Here is a 17,602-nt window from a genome sequence, read left to right on the forward strand (position 1 = left end):
ATTATTGCTGACTTATACCAACACGGTTGTCACCAACGCCATAAGCAACAATTAAACTTAACTCTTGCATACTTAAGCCGCTTTGCTTTTGCATTTCATTAAAAAAAGCTTGGGCAGCACTCAGTGATTTTTTAGTTTGTAAGCCGCCGTCTATAATTTTATGAGCACGTAAGTAATTCTCTACATCGCGTGATAGTAAAAAAGTATCTTTACCAAGTGCTCGTAGCGCATAAGGCCCTGTATTTCCGCCTAAACGCGAACCATGTTTTTTTAAATACGCCCATAAACCAATAATATCGTCTGCTGGCCAATTAGCGACAAACTGGCTAAAACTGCCATGTTCCCCTGCTATTTCGTGGATCATGTAAGCATTTTCGGTAATTGTTTTTACTTTTTTATAGTTACGAACAATTCGCTCATCCGTTGCTTTTTGTTCCAGCATATCAGGTGGCATCATTAATAACTTATCAACGCTAAAATCCCAAAAAACCTCTCTAAAGCCTGGCCACTTATTATTAATGACTGACCAGTAAAAGCCGCTTTGAAATACTTTTCGAGTAAATTCCTCAAGCCAATCGTCGTCACTTAATGTGCTTAGTTGTTTTTTAGATAGCGGTTTTGCAAGTAATAACTTAAGCATTTTTTCGGAGCCTTTTCGCTCTACCGCTCGCTTATAAATATCGCTAAATTTTTCCATACTAATTAAATACCTCACTACTTATATTGCTAGTGTACGAGAAAAGCACCCAATACGTAACCACTCCCATTATGGATGAATGAATATGCATTTAGTCGCTTGACACCTAGACGGCTAAAATGCTTTAATCGCCGTAATTACCCTATTTAAATTGCACAGGTTTGTAAGTTTTTACTCTACAAACAGGTGTAAAGGGCTAGAAGAGGTGCGTTATTCAGGTAGCGTATGTTAGGAGCGCAAACTCCAGTGAGCATACGTGAGGGGAATTAACGCCGAGAAGTAACCACTTTTGCGAGGTGTTTATTTCGGGCGACTAGGTTGAACCCTAGCGACTGTCACCAATAGCTGCTTATAAAAGCAGCTTGTTAGTTTGGTGGAGAGCTTCTGGTCTTAAATATTAAGGCCGTGCGCCCTATTATTTTAAGCCCATTCGCTCTTCGAATTATTAGTTCGAACGACGTTAATGCGGCTCCTTCCATAAAGCTTTTTAACTCTTCGAATAATACCAATTACATTAAATTAGTTATCGCTAAAATGATCACGTTTTTAATAAAATTGGTACAAATTATAAGTTCGTGAGAGATGATCAACAACTTCAATTTAAACGACTACTCACTGTGGACCGCGCTCGTTACGCCATTTGATCAACACGGCGATGTTGACTACAACACGTTAACTAAGTTGGTTAGCGATCAAGAAGCGGCACATAACGGTATTTTGCTACTTGGCAGTACGGGCGAAGGTTTAGCACTAACGCTAAAAGAACAACAAGCCATTGTTGAGCACGTATGCCAGCTAAAACCAACAGTACCACTCATGGTAGCTGTGGGCGGTAGTAACTTAAAGCAACAAATTGAGTGGGTTAACTACTGTAATACACTCCCAATTCATAGCTTTTTACTTGGCTCACCGCTTTATGCAAAGCCTGGCGCTATAGGTCAAACTCATTGGTTTGAAAGCCTACTAAATGCAAGCGCTCACCCATGTATGCTTTATAACGTACCCGGTCGAAGCGCTGTTAGCATCCCAGCGGCAACAATTCAAAACTTACAAAACAATAAAAATTTATGGGCGTTAAAAGAAGCGAGCGGCAGTATTGCTCAGTTTGAAGCTTACCGCCAAGCGGCGCCTAATTTAGCTATTTTTAGTGGCGACGATGCGCTAATGCCTTATTTTGCTCAAGCTGGCGCAAAAGGTTTGGTGTCGGTAGCTGCAAATGCATGGCCCGCACAAACTCACGAGTTTGTTAAGCGCAGTTTAAGTGGTCAACACCCTAATTTATTTGCCCAGTGGTCAAGCGCTATTAATAGCCTATTTGCTGTTGCAAACCCTATTCCCGTAAAGGTATTGATGCATTTGCAAGGTCGCTTAAGCAGCCCGCAACTTCGTCCACCTTTAACACACCTTGAGTTAACTCAAACCGATTGCATCACAACTGCAAACAACACCATTTTATCTTGGCATTAAATACAGGTTTTTATAATGAGCTGGTTAGAACTATTAAATAATTTAGAATCGGGCGCAGTACGCGCAGCATCACAAAACGAAAGCGGCCAATGGCAAGCTAACGTAGAAGTAAAACAAGGCATTTTGGATGCCTTTAAAAATGGCACTAATACTGAGTTTGCAGGCGGCTTTGTTGATAAACATAACTTAGCTCCACAAGAATTTAGTACTGATGATGGCGTGCGTATGGTGCCGGGTGGCTCTAGTGTTCGCCGTGGTGCTTATGTTGCTAAAGGCACGATTATTATGCCACCAGCGTATGTAAACATTGGCGCATATATCGACGAAGGCACAATGGTAGATAGCCACGCATTAGTTGGCTCGTGTGCACAAGTAGGTAAAAACGTACATTTAAGTGCTGCAGTACAGCTTGGTGGTGTACTTGAGCCAATTGGTGCAAGCCCAGTAGTTGTAGAAGACGACGCCTTTATTGGCGCTGGCTGTATTATTGTTGAAGGCGTAGTCATTAAAAAAGGCGCAGTACTTGCCCCAGGCGTGCGTTTATCAGCAACTATTCCGGTATACGACTGCGTAAACGAGCGCCAACTTGATAAAGGCGAGCCAATCCCTGAGTACGCTATTGTAATACCAGGCTCTCGCCCTGCTTCAAACGAATGGGCGCGCGAGCAAGGCTTAAGCATGTCGTGTGCGTTAATTGTTAAATACCGCGATGAGAAAAGCGATGCATCGTTATTGCTTGAAGAGGTTTTACGATAATGAGTTTTTTGAGCACGCCTATCAAAGCTGCTGTAAATACAATTACACAACAACTTGATACACCTTTTTTTGTTTACGACTTAGATAAACTAAACACGCACCTTACGCGTTTAGTTGCGCAAACCGACGTAAAACTATGGTACGCCGTAAAGGCAAACCCATTGTCTAAAATTATTCAAAGCTTAGACAACGCTGGTTTTAATTTTGACGTAGCAAGTAAAGGTGAGCTTGAGCAGGTACTCGCACAAGGTATTAGCTCACAGCGCGTGCTCAACACAGGCCCTGCAAAAAGCCCTAAACAAATTAAACACTTTATTGAGCGCGGCGTGCGTATATTCGTAGCCGAAAGCCTCAATCAAGTACGTTGGTTAAACCAACAAGCACAATTACAAAATACGCAGTTACAAGTATTACTGCGTGTACAATTACGTTGGCCTGAAGGTGAAAAAAACCCACTGGGCGGCGACAGCCTTACGCCGTTTGGTTTAGGTTGTGATGAGTGGCAAGCACTCAATGTAACCGACTACCCTGCACTTAAGTTTGACGGCTTACATATTTTTCAGTGGGGCAACATGCTTAGCACGCAAAAGCTAAGCGAATTGTGGTCACAAATGATTGCACCACTTAGCCAACTTGCCAGCGATTTAAATATTAGCCTTAAAATTCTCGATTTAGGTGGCGGCTTAGGTATTCCTTATACACAAAGCGAAACAACACTTGATTGGGATGACTTAATAGCTGCACTCGCTAAAATTAAAAATGATGCGGGCGTAGAAGAGCTATGGATGGAACTTGGTCGTTATGCTGTTGGCGAATGTGGTCATTACGCAAACCCAGTAATAGAGCGCAAACAAAACTATAATCAACAGCAAGTCATTTTAAGCGGCGGTATAAATCACTTATTACGCCCTGCTGTTACCAGACAAGATTTTCCTGCTGCGTTACTGCGTGAATCCAGTGCTAAAACTCAAGCGGTCACTTTATACGGCCCACTTTGTACAGCGCTTGATTGCTTGGGTGAACATAACCTGCCAAGCGATTTAAATGAGCACGACTGGCTAGTGTTTAGCCAATGCGGTGCTTACGGATTTACCGAAAGTATGCCGTATTTTTTATGCCATGAGCTCGCCGGCGAGTACACATTGCAAAACGGTGAACTTACCTGTGTTCGCCAAGCCGAAAATGCCAGCCACTACTTAAGGTAATAAGCATGAGTAATACAACACACATCAGCCAAGAGAACATTGTAGTAGGGGAAGTTGCAAACGGCTTACCGCTTACAATTCCGGTGTATCGTTTAAAAGGCGATGGCACAGGGCCTAGTGTTTATGTTCAGGCCAATATGCATGGCGCTGAAGTGCAAGGTAACGCAGTTATTTTTCAGCTACTTGAGCAATTAAAACACCTTAATCTTAATGGCGATATTACATTAGTGCCTTATGCTAACCCAATTGGTTGTAATCAAAAATCTGGCGAGTTTACCCTTGGCAGGTTCGATCCGATTACGGGCACTAATTGGAATCGCATGTATCACTACAATAAGAATTTAGTGGCACAGTTTGCACAAAATCATACCCAGTATGACGACGCTACATTAAAAAGTAACTTCAAACAGGCGCTTATTGACGAAGTAGATAGAAAACTTAACGGCCCGGCTTATTTACTTAATACGGGTAAACGCATTGCGCTTAACTTACAAAAGCTCGCTCATCAGGCTGATATAGTACTCGATTTACACACAGGCCCTATTTCAAGCAAGCATTTGTACTGCCCAACCTATGCAACCGACAGCGCACGTTACTTTAATATTGAGCATGTATTGCTTATTCCTAGTGATTTTGACGGTGCTATGGATGAAGCTAACTTTTGCCCATGGTGGCATTTGAGTGATGCACTTAGCGAGCAAGGTCGTGAATTATCAATACCTGTAGAAGCATTTACTGTAGAGCTAGGCAGCCAAGAAAAAATAGACTTAAAAGAAGCACTAAACGATGCTAACAGTATTTTAAGTTACTTAAATCACAAAGGTGTTTTACAAAATGCACCGCATACGCCAGCTAATATGACTCGCTATGCATGTAATTTAGATAACTACTTTGCTTATTACGCCCCCATTGGCGGCATGGTTGAATACATAGCCCCACTTGGTGGGCACATTAAAGCCGGTGAGCCTATTGCTAATATTTTGCGCATGGAGTGCTACTTAAGCGAGCAACCACTGCAAACACTTACTCTCGATTGCGATGCAATTGCCATTTTGCACTTTGCCTCGGCGAGTGTTAACCAAGGCACCGAACTTTATAAGTTTTTTACTAACATATTTGAGCTTTAGCTCACCCTTCTCATTGCGTGAGAGCACATTAACTAAAATAGTTAATTTGCATTAGAAAAGCGGCCTAGGCCGCTTTTTTTTCTGATCTATATTTACTTTGTATACGTATAGACCTTGTTATAAATACAAATTCAGTAAAAGTTCACCGTTACATATGTAAAAAGACGTTATAATTAAATTAACGCATACAACACAACCCGAACCCACAAGGAATTACAATGAGCTGGCGCCACTGGATCACACTTTCTGCCTTAATAAGTACAGCTACCTTCGCACAAGAAGAAGTTGCTACAAATGAGCAAGACAACGACATCGAACTTGTAAAGCAGTGTATTTTAAATGAGGTAATTGGCGGAGATGGTAAACAAACATTAGACGATCTTCGTAAAAAGTGTTCAGCTCTTGAAGAAAACAAACAACTTACCGCGCTTGATAAACGCCAAGCTCGTGAAGAAGTAGGTAAAAAAAATAGAAATGTAATTACGCCACATAAGCGTAACTATATTTTGCCTCTTTCGTACGTATCACACCCAAACGATCGCCCATTTGATGGCTTTGATGCACTAACAGACGATAACGACGGTGAACCGCTCGACAACTTAGAAGCAAAATACCAGCTATCGATAAAAGTGCCTCTTTACGATGATTTTTCGGATAAAGACCAAGCCATATTTTTTGGCTTTACACTGCAATCATATTGGCAGATTTATAACTCAGAAATTTCTTCTCCATTTCGTGAGACTAACTACGAACCAGAGATATTTTGGATAAATTACCTCGACCCAGAAAACGTATTATGGGGCGACGAAATGGCAATCGCATTAGGTATTTCGCATCAATCAAATGGTCGAAGCCAACCAAACTCACGTTCGTGGAACCGTATTTATGCAGACTTTATCTGGGAAAACAGAGGCTTTGTTTTTAGCTTCAAACCTTGGTACCGAATAGCTGAGGACGAAAAAGAAGATATTTTAGAAGCTAAGGGCGATGACAACCCAGACATATATAAATACATGGGTTACTTTGAGTTTAGCGGCGCGTATCGTTTTCATGACCATGAATTTAGCTTTATGACACGTAACAATTTAAATTCAGATAATCGTGGTGCAATTCAACTCGACTGGTCGTTTCCTTTATGGGGCCGCGTTCGTGGTTATGCACAATACTTTAACGGTTATGGCGAAAGCTTAATTGATTACAATGCGGATGTAGAACGTATTGGTGTAGGTATATTATTAACCGATCTGCTGTGATACTTCTCTAAGTTTTACACACAAAAAAGCCAAGCATCGCTTGGCTTTTTTGTGTTTTGAACAGCTAAACAGTTATTTTTTTACTACAAACTGCCCTTCAAATTCTGCAACCACGTTATCACCATCGTAAATAGTTACAGGCACTACGTAACTTGCTTTACCGTCGGTTTCTAAATCGCTTAACTTGCCCTTACAGGTTTGTATATCAACACAACCACGTGGGTCGGTAGTAAGCGGCTTTAAGTACTTAATGTTAGCATCGGCTAATACAATATTACCTTCAAGCCCAGCTTCTTTAAGCGCTAAGTACGTAGCGCCCCAACCTGTTAGCGTGGCCAAGCTATAAATAGAGCCTGCAAACATGGTGTTATGTAGGTTTAAGTTAGCGTCTAGGTCGGCGCTGGTTGTAAATTGCCAATCGGTATAGCTTTCTACCTTAATACCCATCGCGTCACTAATTGGAATAGACTCACGCCACGTATTTTGTAGTACTTGCGTCCAATTTGGATGACGGAACCAGCCCGGCTCAGACGGTTTTTGCTTTACCATTTTAAAGTGTTGTACATCGCCATACGCTAAATGTGCTTTTTCTTTTAGTTCGTAACCGTGGCGTTTATAAAACTCAAGCGCACGTTCGCGAGCAAATAAAACCAGTTCATCGGCATTTTGTGTCCATGCTATTTTTTCAAGCTCATGTAATAAACGACTACCAATATGTTGATTACGATTCCCTTCAGCAACGGCCATGTAACGCACTTGTGCCTGTTCATGATTGTTAAAGTGCAAACGTGCTACGCCTAGTACTTCGCCTTCTTTATTTTTTATAAAGCGGTGCTCAGAGTCTTGTTCCATATCGTCTTGTTCAGAGCCACGAGGCTCGCCCCAAGGCGCGCGTAATACCTGCCAACGCAATTGGTAATACGCTTGCCAATCTTCGCTACTTTGTGGGGTGCTTACCTGAAACATACATACTCCTGTTGTTATATAAGCCGTAAATAAAAGTCAAAAAAAGGCTACGGCGCTATACTAATAGTATTGGTTATCTACCAAGCTAAAAAAATAAAATAATTAAATTGATTGGCATTATTATGGCAAATACCATACTCCATCTTAAAAAAACTGCAAATACGACTTTGGTGATGGCTGTAAAATAACGTAAAAAAATAATGACAAAGGCCATTGCGCTTTAACGTTGCTAGTTTATGCTGAGAATATGACTGAAAAAATCAATTATATAAATTCACTGACGGGTTTGCTAAGCGATCAATTTATTGAAAATAGCCACAGCATTGGTCAGTTAATCTATTGGCATAAATGCAGTGGCGATCACATTCAAGTACGTGAGCACGAGCAGTTACGCTGGTTACTTATTAACGACACTCTTCAATCTGTTATTGATTTAAATAACCCGGATTTATTACTTTTTCCACATTTATTGTACCTAGATAAGCACTGGCAAGCTCTTAAGCCGCCACAAAAAGTGTTAGAAATCGGCCTTGGCGGCGGTGCAATTCGTAATTATTTACAACACAAATACCCTAAAGCACAAATAACATCGGTTGAAAAAAACGCCGATATTATTGATTGCTATACCCAGTTTTTTTCGTCAAATAAGAATGAGCAACTGCTGTGCGCCGATGCGCAACAGATTTTAAAAAGTGTGCAAAATATTGATTGGATTATTCTAGATTTATTTAGCCAAATAGACGCGCCTCGATTTTTATTTGAAGAGGCATTTTATAAAAAAATCTACTCGGCTTTAAATAACAACGGCGTGCTATTTATTAACTTTTTATCGCAGCATGAGTCGCAATTAAAGCAACTTCAGCAGCTATTACTCGATGTATTTGGTTGTAATGTTAGCCCGCAGAAAATTACGGGCTATGTAAATCATATTGTCGTGGTAACCAAAAACTTAAACAGATAAGTTAAACGTAACGGGCCCATCGTTACACAAGCTTACTTGCATATCAGCACCAAACTCACCTGTGGCTATTGTAAGCCCCAACTCTTTAGCTTGAGCTACAAAGTATTCGTAAAGCTCGTTAGCTTGGCTTGGCGTTGCCGCAGATGAAAAACTAGGGCGCATACCCTTTTTAGTATCAGCCGCTAGCGTAAATTGCGAAACAACAAGTAACTCACCTTTAATATCTTTAAGGCTTAAGTTCATTCTGTCGTTTTCGTCAGTAAAAATACGATAATTACTTACCTTGTGTAAAAGCTTATCGGCCGTTTGTTTGTCGTCGTGTTTTTCAACGCCCAGCAACAACAATATACCTTGGCTAATTTCGCCTACCACGTGGTTGTTAATTTCTACTTTGGCATGCTTTACACGTTGTATTAAACCTTGCATTTAAACTGTGTCCTTTACTGCTGGTTCATCATCTTCTAGTTCAAGCTCTGGTGTTTCTGGAATATCATTTGGGCTAATGCACGCAGTAAATTCAGCGCCAAGCAAAACAACGACCCACGACAAATACACCCATACAAATAAAATAGGAATAGTTGCTACTGCGCCATAAATAACTTCGTACGACGGAAAATGGCTAATATAAAGTGCAAACCCTTTTTTAGTCAGCTCAAATAAAAGTGCCGCAAAAAAAGCGCCAGGTATTGCCGCTCTAAACGACACGCGCGTATTAGGCACTAAGGTGTAGAGCATAATAAAGCCCACCATCGAAATTCCATACGGCAATAACTTTAACAAAAACCCGCTAAACCCAGGAATCCCCTGATCAGCAAACGACACCAACGATACAATATAAGAGGTAACACCAATACTGGCACCGAGCAACATAGGCCCTAAGCTCAAAACCATCCAGTACACAGCAAATGAGATCATCATTGGGCGCTTTTTCTTTATGCGCCAAATTCGGTTCAATGTGGCATCTACATTACGTATTAACAGCAATGCAATTGCAGCTAAAAAGCCAATACCTACCGCCGTCATTTGGTTGGCATTGCCCGCAAAGGAGCTAATGTGCTCTCTAATAACATCGGTAGAGGTGGGTACAAAATTAGTAAACAAAAAGCTCTCAATTTCCATGCGAGTAGATTCAAAGCCCGGGAAAGCTGAAAATATAGCAACACCCACCGCAATTAATGGCACTAAAGAAAGAAGGGTTACGTAAGCAAGGTAACCTGCATTAACCGTTATTTGATCGTCTATACAACGATTAAAATACTGCATCCACCAACCAGGTTGCTGGCGTATAAAGGACTTAACTTGCTGTTTGTAATGTGAGAGCTTATCATTCATACAATTGACTTGTGCTTATATAGTTTTGATTATAATAACAATCAGCGCCATAATTTACAGCACTAACGCTCGTAAACAGGAATTCAAATGAAAAAACAAACATTACTCAGTGTTTCAATGCTTGTAGTAACACTTACTTTAACTGGCTGCCAATCAGCTTATTATTCTGCGATGGAAAAAGTGGGTGTTCACAAACGCGATATTCTAATTGACCGCGTAGAAGAAACCAAAGACTCGCAACAAGAGTCACAAGAAGAATTTAAATCGGCACTAGAGCGCTTAACTACTCTAATTGATTTTAATGGTGGCGAACTACAAGACACTTACAATCAATTAAACGATGATTACGAGTCGAGCTTAAATGCCGCTAACGAAGTCTCAACTAACATCAATAAAGTAGAAGACGTGGCAGAAGCGCTATTTGATGAGTGGGGCGATGAGTTAGAGCAATACAAAAGCGCATCACTTAAGCGTGAAAGCAGCAAAAAGCTAGCCGCGACTAAGCGTCAATTTGATCAGCTATTACGCTCAATGCGCAGCGCAGAGAGTAAAATGGAGCCAGTATTAACCTCGCTTCATGATAACGTTTTATACTTAAAGCATAACTTAAATGCACAAGCGGTATCGGCTATTAAAGGTGAATTCACTAACCTTAAACGCGATATTCAATTGTTGATGAACGACATGAACAAATCGATTGCCGATTCAAACAAATTTATTGAACAAATGAATAGCGCTGGCTAATTATTTGTTACTTTAACAAGCCTGCTTAATTGCAGGCTTTTTTATGTTAAAGGGAATGCTAAAAGGGATTTACAATGAAACGCTTTTTAATCGCAACAACGCTCTTATGTATATTAACGGCCTGCGGTGCACCTAATAATATTAATCGTATTACCAGCCCCGACTCAGTTATTGTTATTAATGATAAGAACGGTCGTTATAAAAATTTATACGCAGGTGAAAAAACATATCCTACTACCTGCACTGAAAACTGCTACCCAGCCCACCCAGACTTACTATGCAAAACCGGCAGCGAAAACTGCCAGTACCAAGGCCAGCAAACTAAACCACAACTTAGCACCGGCTATACCGTACGCTGGCTTGGCCACGCTAGTTTTGTAATTAACACCCCAAATGGTCAAAGTGTGCTGTTTGATCCGGTAAAAAATCAGTTTGATTCTCCAGTCGCACTTGGCTTTAAACTCGGCGGTGGTATTTATCGTAAAGCAGGGGCTTGGCCTAGCGATCAAGAACTGGAAAATATTGATGCGGTAATGTATTCGCATATTCATTACGATCACTTTAATAAAGCCGACATACAAAGCATTGGCAATAAACCTCGCTATTTAACACCACTCGGTATGGCCGACAACTTCCCCACCGGCGGTTTTAATATTACCGAAATGCCATGGTACTCAACAACCAGCATTGACGACTTAGTTATTAATGCCGTGCCAGCTCATCATTTTAGCGCTCGCGTATTAGTGCCCTTTATTTACGAAGATAATAATAAAGACGCATGGAATGGCTGGCTGCTCGAACAAAACGGTAGCACCTTATTTTTTGCAGGCGATACAGGCTACTCAAACCACTTTAAAGATATACAGCAAAAATATGGCGATATTGATGTGTGCTTAATGCCTATCGCATCTTACTACAGTAAAGACAGTGGTAAATTTTATCGTTACGTCCACACCACACCAGAGGATGCGCTAAACGCAGCACAAGAGCTTAACTGCAAAGTAATGATACCGTGGGGATACGGTAACTCAAGTTGGAAAATGGGCGACCATACTAGCCACTCTGCTTTGCTACGTTTATTACACATGGTTGAAAAAATGGATGCTAAAACACCGCTGTATATTTTAAACGAAGGCGAAAGTATTTCACTATAACTATTTACTTAGCTGTTTTAAGATTGTTATTACATTAAGACAAATCGACAATAAAATTGAGAAATTAATGAAAAAATTAGCACTCGCCTTAAGCTTTTTATTAAGCACGCCAGCAATGGCTATTGATGTTGAACATACATCAACTCCAATTACTATTGATGGCGTATCAGAAAGTGCGTGGGATAAAGCCGCTTGGCACGATATGCCTTATTTAATGGATGGCACACTGCCATCAAGCGATGCCGACTTTAAAGGGCGTTATCGCTTACTGTGGGATCAAAACTATTTATACCTACAAGCCGATATTGTGGATGACGTTTTAATAGATACACACGCCGATCCAACGTATAAATATTGGGATGACGATGCGCTTGAAGTATTTATTGATAGCGATGCATCAGGTGGTAATCATCAATTTAATCACACCGCTTTGGCATACCATATTGGCCTTGATAACCAAGCCGCCGATTACGGACCTGATAAAAAAGCCCATTTGTATACCGACCACCTAGTCAGTAACTGGAAGCGCAACACCACCGCACCTTTTAACATTACCTGGGAAGTAGCAATAAAGCTCTACCCTAATGATTATAAAGAAGGTGCTAAAAACACCCCAATTACACTTAGCGAAAAGCAAGTAATCGGATTTATGTTAGCGTATTGCGATAACGATGGCAGTGACGTGCGCGAGCACTTTATGGGCTCACACGAAGTACAGCCAGTAAATGGCGACAGAAACCGTGGTTTTATAGATGCTGACGTATTTGGCAAAATCACCCTACTCCCTAAAAAGTAAGTAACTACCAATAAAATAATTGAACACGTATGTTGGGTTGAGCGAAGCGAAACCCAACGAAAAAACACCCCACCAACAAACACAGGGGCTTTGCATTATCGGGGATTTTAAAACGCATTAAATATGACATCAAATTAAATGCGTTTGGATAGAGATTAGTCTAACTTTAAATTTTTAACACCAAAAGGTATATGAACTGAAGGGGCAACTGTACTTGTAGAGTTTAAATGCCCTGATTGGTCATCGAAGAAGATATGAGGCTTAAGTACTCCTAATACTAAACCTTTATCTACACCACCGAGGAAAAATGCATCGTTAGCCATTACACCCCATTTCTTTAGAGTATTTAGAGCTCTCTCATGTGATGGAGCATTACGGGCAGTTACAATTGAAACTCTCAGACGATTTTTATAGTCAGGATCAGATTTCTTCTTTTTTTCTTCTAATTTTTGAATATCAGATATTTTTACAAGAAATTCTTTCAAAGGTCCTGGATTATGAGGCTGCAACACATTCTTAGTTTCATGTTCATGAAACTGGTTAACATCATTTGTATTATGCATTACCGTTTCAGATTCATCGTCAGCTAGAACACCATCAAAATCGAAAGCTATTCTTAAATCATCATCGTCTTCATCTACAATTGCTGATTCGAGAACATGACCCGCAGGGTATCCCATATCTATTGCTTCTTTGATATCAGAAGAATTACCGGATAAAAATAAAGATATACTTAATGCTGGAATATATTCGTAAGGAGATTTTCCTTGCATAAAAATAGCACGTGATATTGGTAAGCCATGGTGCTTAATCGATTTCATGACACGTAATCCGGTATCTGGATCATTACGTGATAGTAATACTACTTCCACTAAAGGATCAGTTTTAGGATTCTCGCTTAAGTTATTTAAAGAAAGTAACCGTTTAATAAATGAAAATGACACTCCTTTATCAAGCGGGTTATCAAGATTTTCTAATTGGTACTTCCTATACTCTTCCTCACCCTGCTTTCTGAAAACAGTATCCGATTCTAACAAATCAAACATAGCACTTGAAGCTACACCAATTACTAGTCTTTTCCCTAACTCATAGGCCATAATATACTCCAAATTGAGATTTAATAATTAAAAACTCTAACAGTGCACCACCAAGAATACCGATAAATATTTAGTGTTTGCACCAGCAAAACCCTTGCTAATATATAACAACACTATTACCCAAAAACAATACAAATTTACAAGTCGACCTAGATATACCACGCAGCGCCTCGGTGAGCTCTGTAGTAAAAACTCCTTCAACCTTTTTACTCAATTAACCTTCACCCACAAAAAAGCCGCTGTATTTTTCAATACAGCGGCTTTTAAAATCATTATTCTAAATTAATAGATTATGACTTAGGTCCACGACCTGCACGTTTACGCTCGTTTTCAGTAAGGTAACGCTTACGAATACGAATGTTTAGTGGAGTTACTTCAACTAGCTCGTCATCATCGATGAACTCAAGCGCTTGCTCAAGTGAGTAGTTAAGGTGTGGAGAAAGCGTTTGCGCTTCATCAGTACCAGATGCACGTACGTTAGTTAACTGCTTGCCTTTAAGGGCGTTAACTGTAAGGTCGTTATCACGGTTATGAATACCGATAACCATACCTTCGTATACTTCAACACCGTGACCGATGAATAAACGGCCGCGTTCTTGTAAGTTGAATAATGCGTTAGTAAGTGCTTTACCAGTTGCGTTTGCAATCATTACGCCGTTCTTACGAACACCGATGTCGCCACCTTTGTGAGGACCGTAATGATCGAACGTATGGTACATAAGACCAGAACCCGAAGTAAGCGTCATGAAATCAGTTTGGAAACCAATTAAACCACGGCTAGGGATCATGAAATCTAAACGCATACGGCCTTTGCCATCTGGAGTCATGTTAGTAAGTTCACCTTTACGTAGACCAACTTGTTCCATAACAGAACCTTGGTGCTCGTCTTGACAGTCAATAGTCACTGTTTCAAACGGTTCTTCTAGAACGCCATCTACAGTACGTAAGATAACTTCTGGACGAGAAACTGAAAGCTCGTAACCTTCACGACGCATGTTCTCGATTAAGATACCTAGGTGTAATTCACCACGACCAGAAACACGGAAGCTATCTGGGCTACCAGTATCTTCAACGCGAAGTGCTACGTTGTGTACTAATTCTTTGTCTAAACGTTCACGGATATTACGTGACGTTACAAACTTACCTTCTTTACCACAGAAAGGTGAGTTATTTACAGAGAATGTCATTGTTACAGTTGGCTCATCAACACTTAGTGGTGGTAATGCTTCAACGTTTCCTGGGAAACAAACTGTATCAGAAATCTTAAGCTCACCAATACCTGTTACAGTTACGATGTTACCAGCGTAAGCTCTATCAGTTTCGATACGTTCAAGACCTAGGTAGCTTTGTACTGCGCCAATTTTACCATTACGTGTAGTGCCATCAGCACTGATAATAGTAACTTGTTGGTTAGGAGCAACAGAACCACGTTTAATACGACCAATACCAACTACACCAACATAAGAGTTGTAATCTAGTTGAGAAATTTGCATTTGGAAGTCACCTTCAGGATCTGCATCCGGTGGTGATACTTCGTCAACGATCATCTTGAACATAGGTTCCATGTTGTCTGATGGCTCGTCTAAATCTAGTGTTGCCCAGCCGTTGATAGCTGAAGCGTAGATTACTTTAAAGTCTAACTGTTCGTCAGTTGCGCCAAGGTTGTCGAATAAATCAAAGATTTGATCCATAACCCAATCAGGACGTGAACCTGGCTTATCAATTTTATTGATAACTACGATTGGCTTTAAGCCTTGCGCGAATGCCTTTTGCGTAACGAAACGCGTTTGTGGCATTGGACCTTCTTGAGCATCAACAAGTAATAATACTGAGTCAGCCATCGAAAGTACGCGTTCAACTTCACCACCGAAATCGGCGTGTCCCGGAGTATCTACGATATTGATATGGTAGTCGTTCCAAGAGATGGCTGTGTTTTTAGCCAAAATGGTAATACCACGTTCTTTCTCAATGTCGTTTGAGTCCATCACGCGCTCTTCGTTACCGCCGCGTGTTTCTAATGTACCTGATTGCTCAAGTAGTTTGTCAACCAGAGTTGTTTTACCGTGGTCAACGTGCGCGATAATCGCTATATTTCTTAACTTTTCGATGCTCATATATTTACTCAGAGAAATTAAATTCTCAATGATCCTGCAAGATCTACGCACTCATCCACGCTTTCGCGAGATGTCCCAGCATAGGATTTAAAAGGGCGCATATTATCCCTCATTAATGACATGGATGAAAGTTTATCCAATACATATTTTAAAACTTTCTCAATACTTTTACTAAGTATCTGTTTTATATATGACAATTATATGAATTAAATTTCAATATTTTTTTGAAAAACAGTCTTTTTGGCTATTTTTCCGATCTTTTTGTTACTCTTTTACATTTAGGTTATGCTAATTTCAGCTGATTAAATTAACAACAAATTACGCTCTGTAAATTTTGCACTAAAATGGAATATTTACGCACCAATATGGTGCGTTTATATATTCCATTTTGATGCAATGATATTTTTTTAATTTATAAACAGCCAGTTACAATAATGGCACAAAATCAGCTTAGTAAATACCAAAGCAATTATGCAGCAATAACAAAACCCAATAGTTGGAGGACACATGTCACAATCGGTTTTAGATTTTATTAAAGAAAATGACGTCAAGTTCATTGATTTACGCTTTACTGACACTAAGGGTAAAGAGCAACATGTATCGATTCCTCATCACCAAGTTGATGAAGATTTTTTCGAAGACGGTAAAATGTTCGACGGTTCTTCAATTGCAGGCTGGAAAGGCATAAACGAATCAGACATGGTATTAATGCCAGTTCCTGAGTCAATCAAACTAGACCCTTTCACTGAAGAAGCGACATTAATTTTACGTTGTGACGTAGTAGAGCCTTCTACACTACAAGGCTATGAGCGCGACCCGCGTTCTGTTGCTAAGCGTGCTGAAGATTACATGCGTTCTACAGGCATTGCAGACACTGTTTTATTTGGCCCTGAGCCAGAATTTTTCGTATTTGACGATGTTAAATACAAATCAGATATGTCTGGTTCTATGTACAAAATTGATTCTAAGCAAGCTGCTTGGAACTCAGATAAAGAATATGCAGATGGCAACACTGGTCACCGTCCAGGTGTTAAAGGCGGTTACTTCCCAGTTGCTCCAGTTGATGACTTCCAAGATTGGCGTTCAGCTACGTGTCTAGTTCTAGAAGAAATGGGCCAAGTAGTAGAAGCACATCACCACGAAGTAGCAACAGCAGGTCAAAACGAAATCGCTACTCGCTTTAATACAATGGTATTAAAAGCGGATGAAATCCAAGAAATGAAATATGTTATCCATAACATGGCTCACTTATACGGTAAAACAGCAACGTTTATGCCTAAGCCAGTTGTTGGTGATAACGGTTCTGGTATGCATTGTCACCAGTCACTTGCTAAAGATGGTGTAAACCTTTTTGCTGGTGATAAGTACGGCGGTCTTTCTGAAGATGCACTTTACTACATTGGCGGCATCATCAAGCATGCTAAAGCAATTAACGCTTTTGCAAATGCGTCTACTAACTCGTACAAACGTTTAGTACCAGGTTTTGAAGCACCAGTTATGCTTGCATACTCTGCACGTAACCGTTCTGCATCAATCCGTATCCCAGTGGTTCCATCTGAAAAAGGTCGTCGTATTGAAGTACGCTTCCCGGATCCAACTGCTAACCCATACCTTGCTTTCTCAGCAATGCTTATGGCTGGCCTTGATGGTATCAAAAACAAGATCCATCCTGGCGATGCTATGGATAAAGATTTATACGACTTACCAGCTGAAGAAGCAGCAGAAATTCCAACTGTTGCAGCATCACTTGACGAAGCACTATCTGCACTAGATTCAGACCGTGAATTCTTAACTCAAGGTGGCGTTTTCACTGATGACTTAATCGATGCTTACATCTCACTTAAGTCTCAAGAAGTTGAAAAGCTTAACATGACAACTCACCCAGTTGAGTTTGAAATGTACTACAGCTGTTAATTAAGCTGTAAAAAATATG

General features: G+C 40.3%; 16 protein-coding genes and 1 riboswitch. Of the genes, 10 read left to right on the top strand and 6 right to left on the bottom strand.

From position 1 onward, the window contains the following. Position 1: 1 nt before the first annotated feature. Positions 2–697, bottom strand: coding sequence for a DNA-3-methyladenine glycosylase I (locus QL995_RS11310; RefSeq protein WP_024589543.1), 696 nt, complete (start codon positions 695–697; stop codon positions 2–4). Between the two features lie 192 nt (positions 698–889). Then, positions 890–1,089, top strand: a riboswitch (Lysine riboswitch). Positions 1,090–1,279: 190 nt separating this feature from the next. Between QL995_RS11310 and dapA the strand changes: the two genes are divergently transcribed. The 5 genes from dapA to QL995_RS11335 all read left to right on the top strand — a co-directional run bounded on the left by dapA (position 1,280) and on the right by QL995_RS11335 (position 6,505). Continuing rightward, a complete protein-coding gene (gene dapA / locus QL995_RS11315) occupies positions 1,280–2,164 on the top strand; it encodes a 4-hydroxy-tetrahydrodipicolinate synthase (RefSeq protein WP_290294191.1) in 885 nt (294 codons plus the stop codon). Between the two features lie 15 nt (positions 2,165–2,179). Then, positions 2,180–2,920 carry a 2,3,4,5-tetrahydropyridine-2,6-dicarboxylate N-succinyltransferase gene (locus QL995_RS11320; RefSeq protein ID WP_007376223.1) on the top strand — a complete coding sequence of 247 codons (741 nt, stop codon included), beginning with the start codon at positions 2,180–2,182 and terminating at the stop codon, positions 2,918–2,920. Then, positions 2,920–4,125 (top strand): PLP-dependent decarboxylase, encoded by a 1,206-nt coding sequence (locus QL995_RS11325; protein WP_290294192.1) that lies wholly within the window; start codon positions 2,920–2,922, stop codon positions 4,123–4,125. Before QL995_RS11320 ends, QL995_RS11325 begins: the two co-directional genes overlap by 1 nt. 5 nt (positions 4,126–4,130) lie before the next feature. Further along, on the top strand, positions 4,131–5,252 hold the full coding sequence (locus QL995_RS11330; protein WP_290294193.1) for a succinylglutamate desuccinylase/aspartoacylase family protein: 1,122 nt from the start codon (positions 4,131–4,133) through the stop codon (positions 5,250–5,252). A gap of 218 nt (positions 5,253–5,470) precedes the next feature. Beyond that, positions 5,471–6,505 carry a phospholipase A gene (locus QL995_RS11335; RefSeq protein ID WP_024607652.1) on the top strand — a complete coding sequence of 345 codons (1,035 nt, stop codon included), beginning with the start codon at positions 5,471–5,473 and terminating at the stop codon, positions 6,503–6,505. 72 nt (positions 6,506–6,577) lie between these two features. Here the strand turns inward: QL995_RS11335 and QL995_RS11340 are convergent, their stop codons facing one another. Continuing rightward, on the bottom strand, positions 6,578–7,471 hold the full coding sequence (locus QL995_RS11340; RefSeq protein WP_290294194.1) for a bifunctional GNAT family N-acetyltransferase/hotdog fold thioesterase: 894 nt from the start codon (positions 7,469–7,471) through the stop codon (positions 6,578–6,580). Between the two features lie 247 nt (positions 7,472–7,718). On the opposite strand from QL995_RS11340, the gene QL995_RS11345 reads away from it, so the two are divergent. Beyond that, positions 7,719–8,432 (top strand): fused MFS/spermidine synthase, encoded by a 714-nt coding sequence (locus QL995_RS11345; protein ID WP_290294195.1) that lies wholly within the window; start codon positions 7,719–7,721, stop codon positions 8,430–8,432. Here QL995_RS11345 and dtd read toward each other — a convergent pair. Next, entirely contained in the window at positions 8,421–8,858 is a 438-nt protein-coding gene (gene dtd, locus QL995_RS11350; protein WP_290294196.1) for a D-aminoacyl-tRNA deacylase, read from the bottom strand. The two genes, QL995_RS11345 and dtd, sit on opposite strands and share 12 nt — an antisense overlap. Next, the gene (locus tag QL995_RS11355; protein ID WP_007582159.1) at positions 8,859–9,764 is read right to left on the bottom strand and encodes a virulence factor BrkB family protein; all 906 of its coding nucleotides are present in this window, start codon (positions 9,762–9,764) and stop codon (positions 8,859–8,861) included. Between the two features lie 87 nt (positions 9,765–9,851). Here QL995_RS11355 and QL995_RS11360 point away from each other — a divergent pair, with 87 nt between their 5' ends. The 3 genes from QL995_RS11360 to QL995_RS11370 all read left to right on the top strand — a co-directional run bounded on the left by QL995_RS11360 (position 9,852) and on the right by QL995_RS11370 (position 12,458). After that, on the top strand, positions 9,852–10,508 hold the full coding sequence (locus QL995_RS11360) for a DUF2959 domain-containing protein (RefSeq protein ID WP_010554796.1): 657 nt from the start codon (positions 9,852–9,854) through the stop codon (positions 10,506–10,508). A 74-nt stretch (positions 10,509–10,582) separates the two neighbouring features. After that, on the top strand, positions 10,583–11,662 hold the full coding sequence (locus QL995_RS11365; RefSeq protein WP_024593451.1) for an MBL fold metallo-hydrolase: 1,080 nt from the start codon (positions 10,583–10,585) through the stop codon (positions 11,660–11,662). Positions 11,663–11,729: 67 nt separating this feature from the next. Next, entirely contained in the window at positions 11,730–12,458 is a 729-nt protein-coding gene (locus QL995_RS11370) for a CBM9 family sugar-binding protein (protein WP_024593452.1), read from the top strand. 155 nt (positions 12,459–12,613) lie between these two features. Here the strand turns inward: QL995_RS11370 and QL995_RS11375 are convergent, their stop codons facing one another. Both QL995_RS11375 and typA read right to left on the bottom strand, forming a co-directional pair. Continuing rightward, entirely contained in the window at positions 12,614–13,555 is a 942-nt protein-coding gene (locus QL995_RS11375) for a 5'-nucleotidase (protein ID WP_197184151.1), read from the bottom strand. A 290-nt stretch (positions 13,556–13,845) separates the two neighbouring features. Then, positions 13,846–15,669, bottom strand: coding sequence for a translational GTPase TypA (gene typA, locus QL995_RS11380; protein ID WP_010554793.1), 1,824 nt, complete (start codon positions 15,667–15,669; stop codon positions 13,846–13,848). 507 nt (positions 15,670–16,176) lie between these two features. On the opposite strand from typA, the gene glnA reads away from it, so the two are divergent. Then, positions 16,177–17,583 carry a glutamate--ammonia ligase gene (glnA, locus tag QL995_RS11385; protein WP_290294198.1) on the top strand — a complete coding sequence of 469 codons (1,407 nt, stop codon included), beginning with the start codon at positions 16,177–16,179 and terminating at the stop codon, positions 17,581–17,583. The last annotated feature ends 19 nt before the right edge of the window (positions 17,584–17,602 follow it).

The sequence above is a fragment of the Pseudoalteromonas sp. APC 3358 genome (genome assembly GCF_030408075.1).
GTDB classification, from domain to species: domain Bacteria; phylum Pseudomonadota; class Gammaproteobacteria; order Enterobacterales; family Alteromonadaceae; genus Pseudoalteromonas; species Pseudoalteromonas arctica.

Excerpts from the sequence above, each read along its gene's own strand:
- QL995_RS11320 (WP_007376223.1), top strand. The coding sequence starts at position 2,180 with ATGAGCTGGTTAGAACTATTAAATAATTTAGAATCGGGCGCAGTACGC.
- QL995_RS11365 (WP_024593451.1), top strand. The coding sequence starts at position 10,583 with ATGAAACGCTTTTTAATCGCAACAACGCTCTTATGTATATTAACGGCC.
- typA (WP_010554793.1), bottom strand. The coding sequence starts at position 15,669 with ATGAGCATCGAAAAGTTAAGAAATATAGCGATTATCGCGCACGTTGAC.
- glnA (WP_290294198.1), top strand. The coding sequence starts at position 16,177 with ATGTCACAATCGGTTTTAGATTTTATTAAAGAAAATGACGTCAAGTTC.
- QL995_RS11330 (WP_290294193.1), top strand. The coding sequence starts at position 4,131 with ATGAGTAATACAACACACATCAGCCAAGAGAACATTGTAGTAGGGGAA.
- QL995_RS11325 (WP_290294192.1), top strand. The coding sequence starts at position 2,920 with ATGAGTTTTTTGAGCACGCCTATCAAAGCTGCTGTAAATACAATTACA.
- QL995_RS11355 (WP_007582159.1), bottom strand. The coding sequence starts at position 9,764 with ATGAATGATAAGCTCTCACATTACAAACAGCAAGTTAAGTCCTTTATA.
- QL995_RS11340 (WP_290294194.1), bottom strand. The coding sequence starts at position 7,471 with ATGTTTCAGGTAAGCACCCCACAAAGTAGCGAAGATTGGCAAGCGTAT.
- QL995_RS11375 (WP_197184151.1), bottom strand. The coding sequence starts at position 13,555 with ATGGCCTATGAGTTAGGGAAAAGACTAGTAATTGGTGTAGCTTCAAGT.
- QL995_RS11370 (WP_024593452.1), top strand. The coding sequence starts at position 11,730 with ATGAAAAAATTAGCACTCGCCTTAAGCTTTTTATTAAGCACGCCAGCA.
- dapA (WP_290294191.1), top strand. The coding sequence starts at position 1,280 with ATGATCAACAACTTCAATTTAAACGACTACTCACTGTGGACCGCGCTC.
- QL995_RS11310 (WP_024589543.1), bottom strand. The coding sequence starts at position 697 with ATGGAAAAATTTAGCGATATTTATAAGCGAGCGGTAGAGCGAAAAGGC.
- QL995_RS11345 (WP_290294195.1), top strand. The coding sequence starts at position 7,719 with ATGACTGAAAAAATCAATTATATAAATTCACTGACGGGTTTGCTAAGC.
- QL995_RS11335 (WP_024607652.1), top strand. The coding sequence starts at position 5,471 with ATGAGCTGGCGCCACTGGATCACACTTTCTGCCTTAATAAGTACAGCT.
- QL995_RS11360 (WP_010554796.1), top strand. The coding sequence starts at position 9,852 with ATGAAAAAACAAACATTACTCAGTGTTTCAATGCTTGTAGTAACACTT.
- dtd (WP_290294196.1), bottom strand. The coding sequence starts at position 8,858 with ATGCAAGGTTTAATACAACGTGTAAAGCATGCCAAAGTAGAAATTAAC.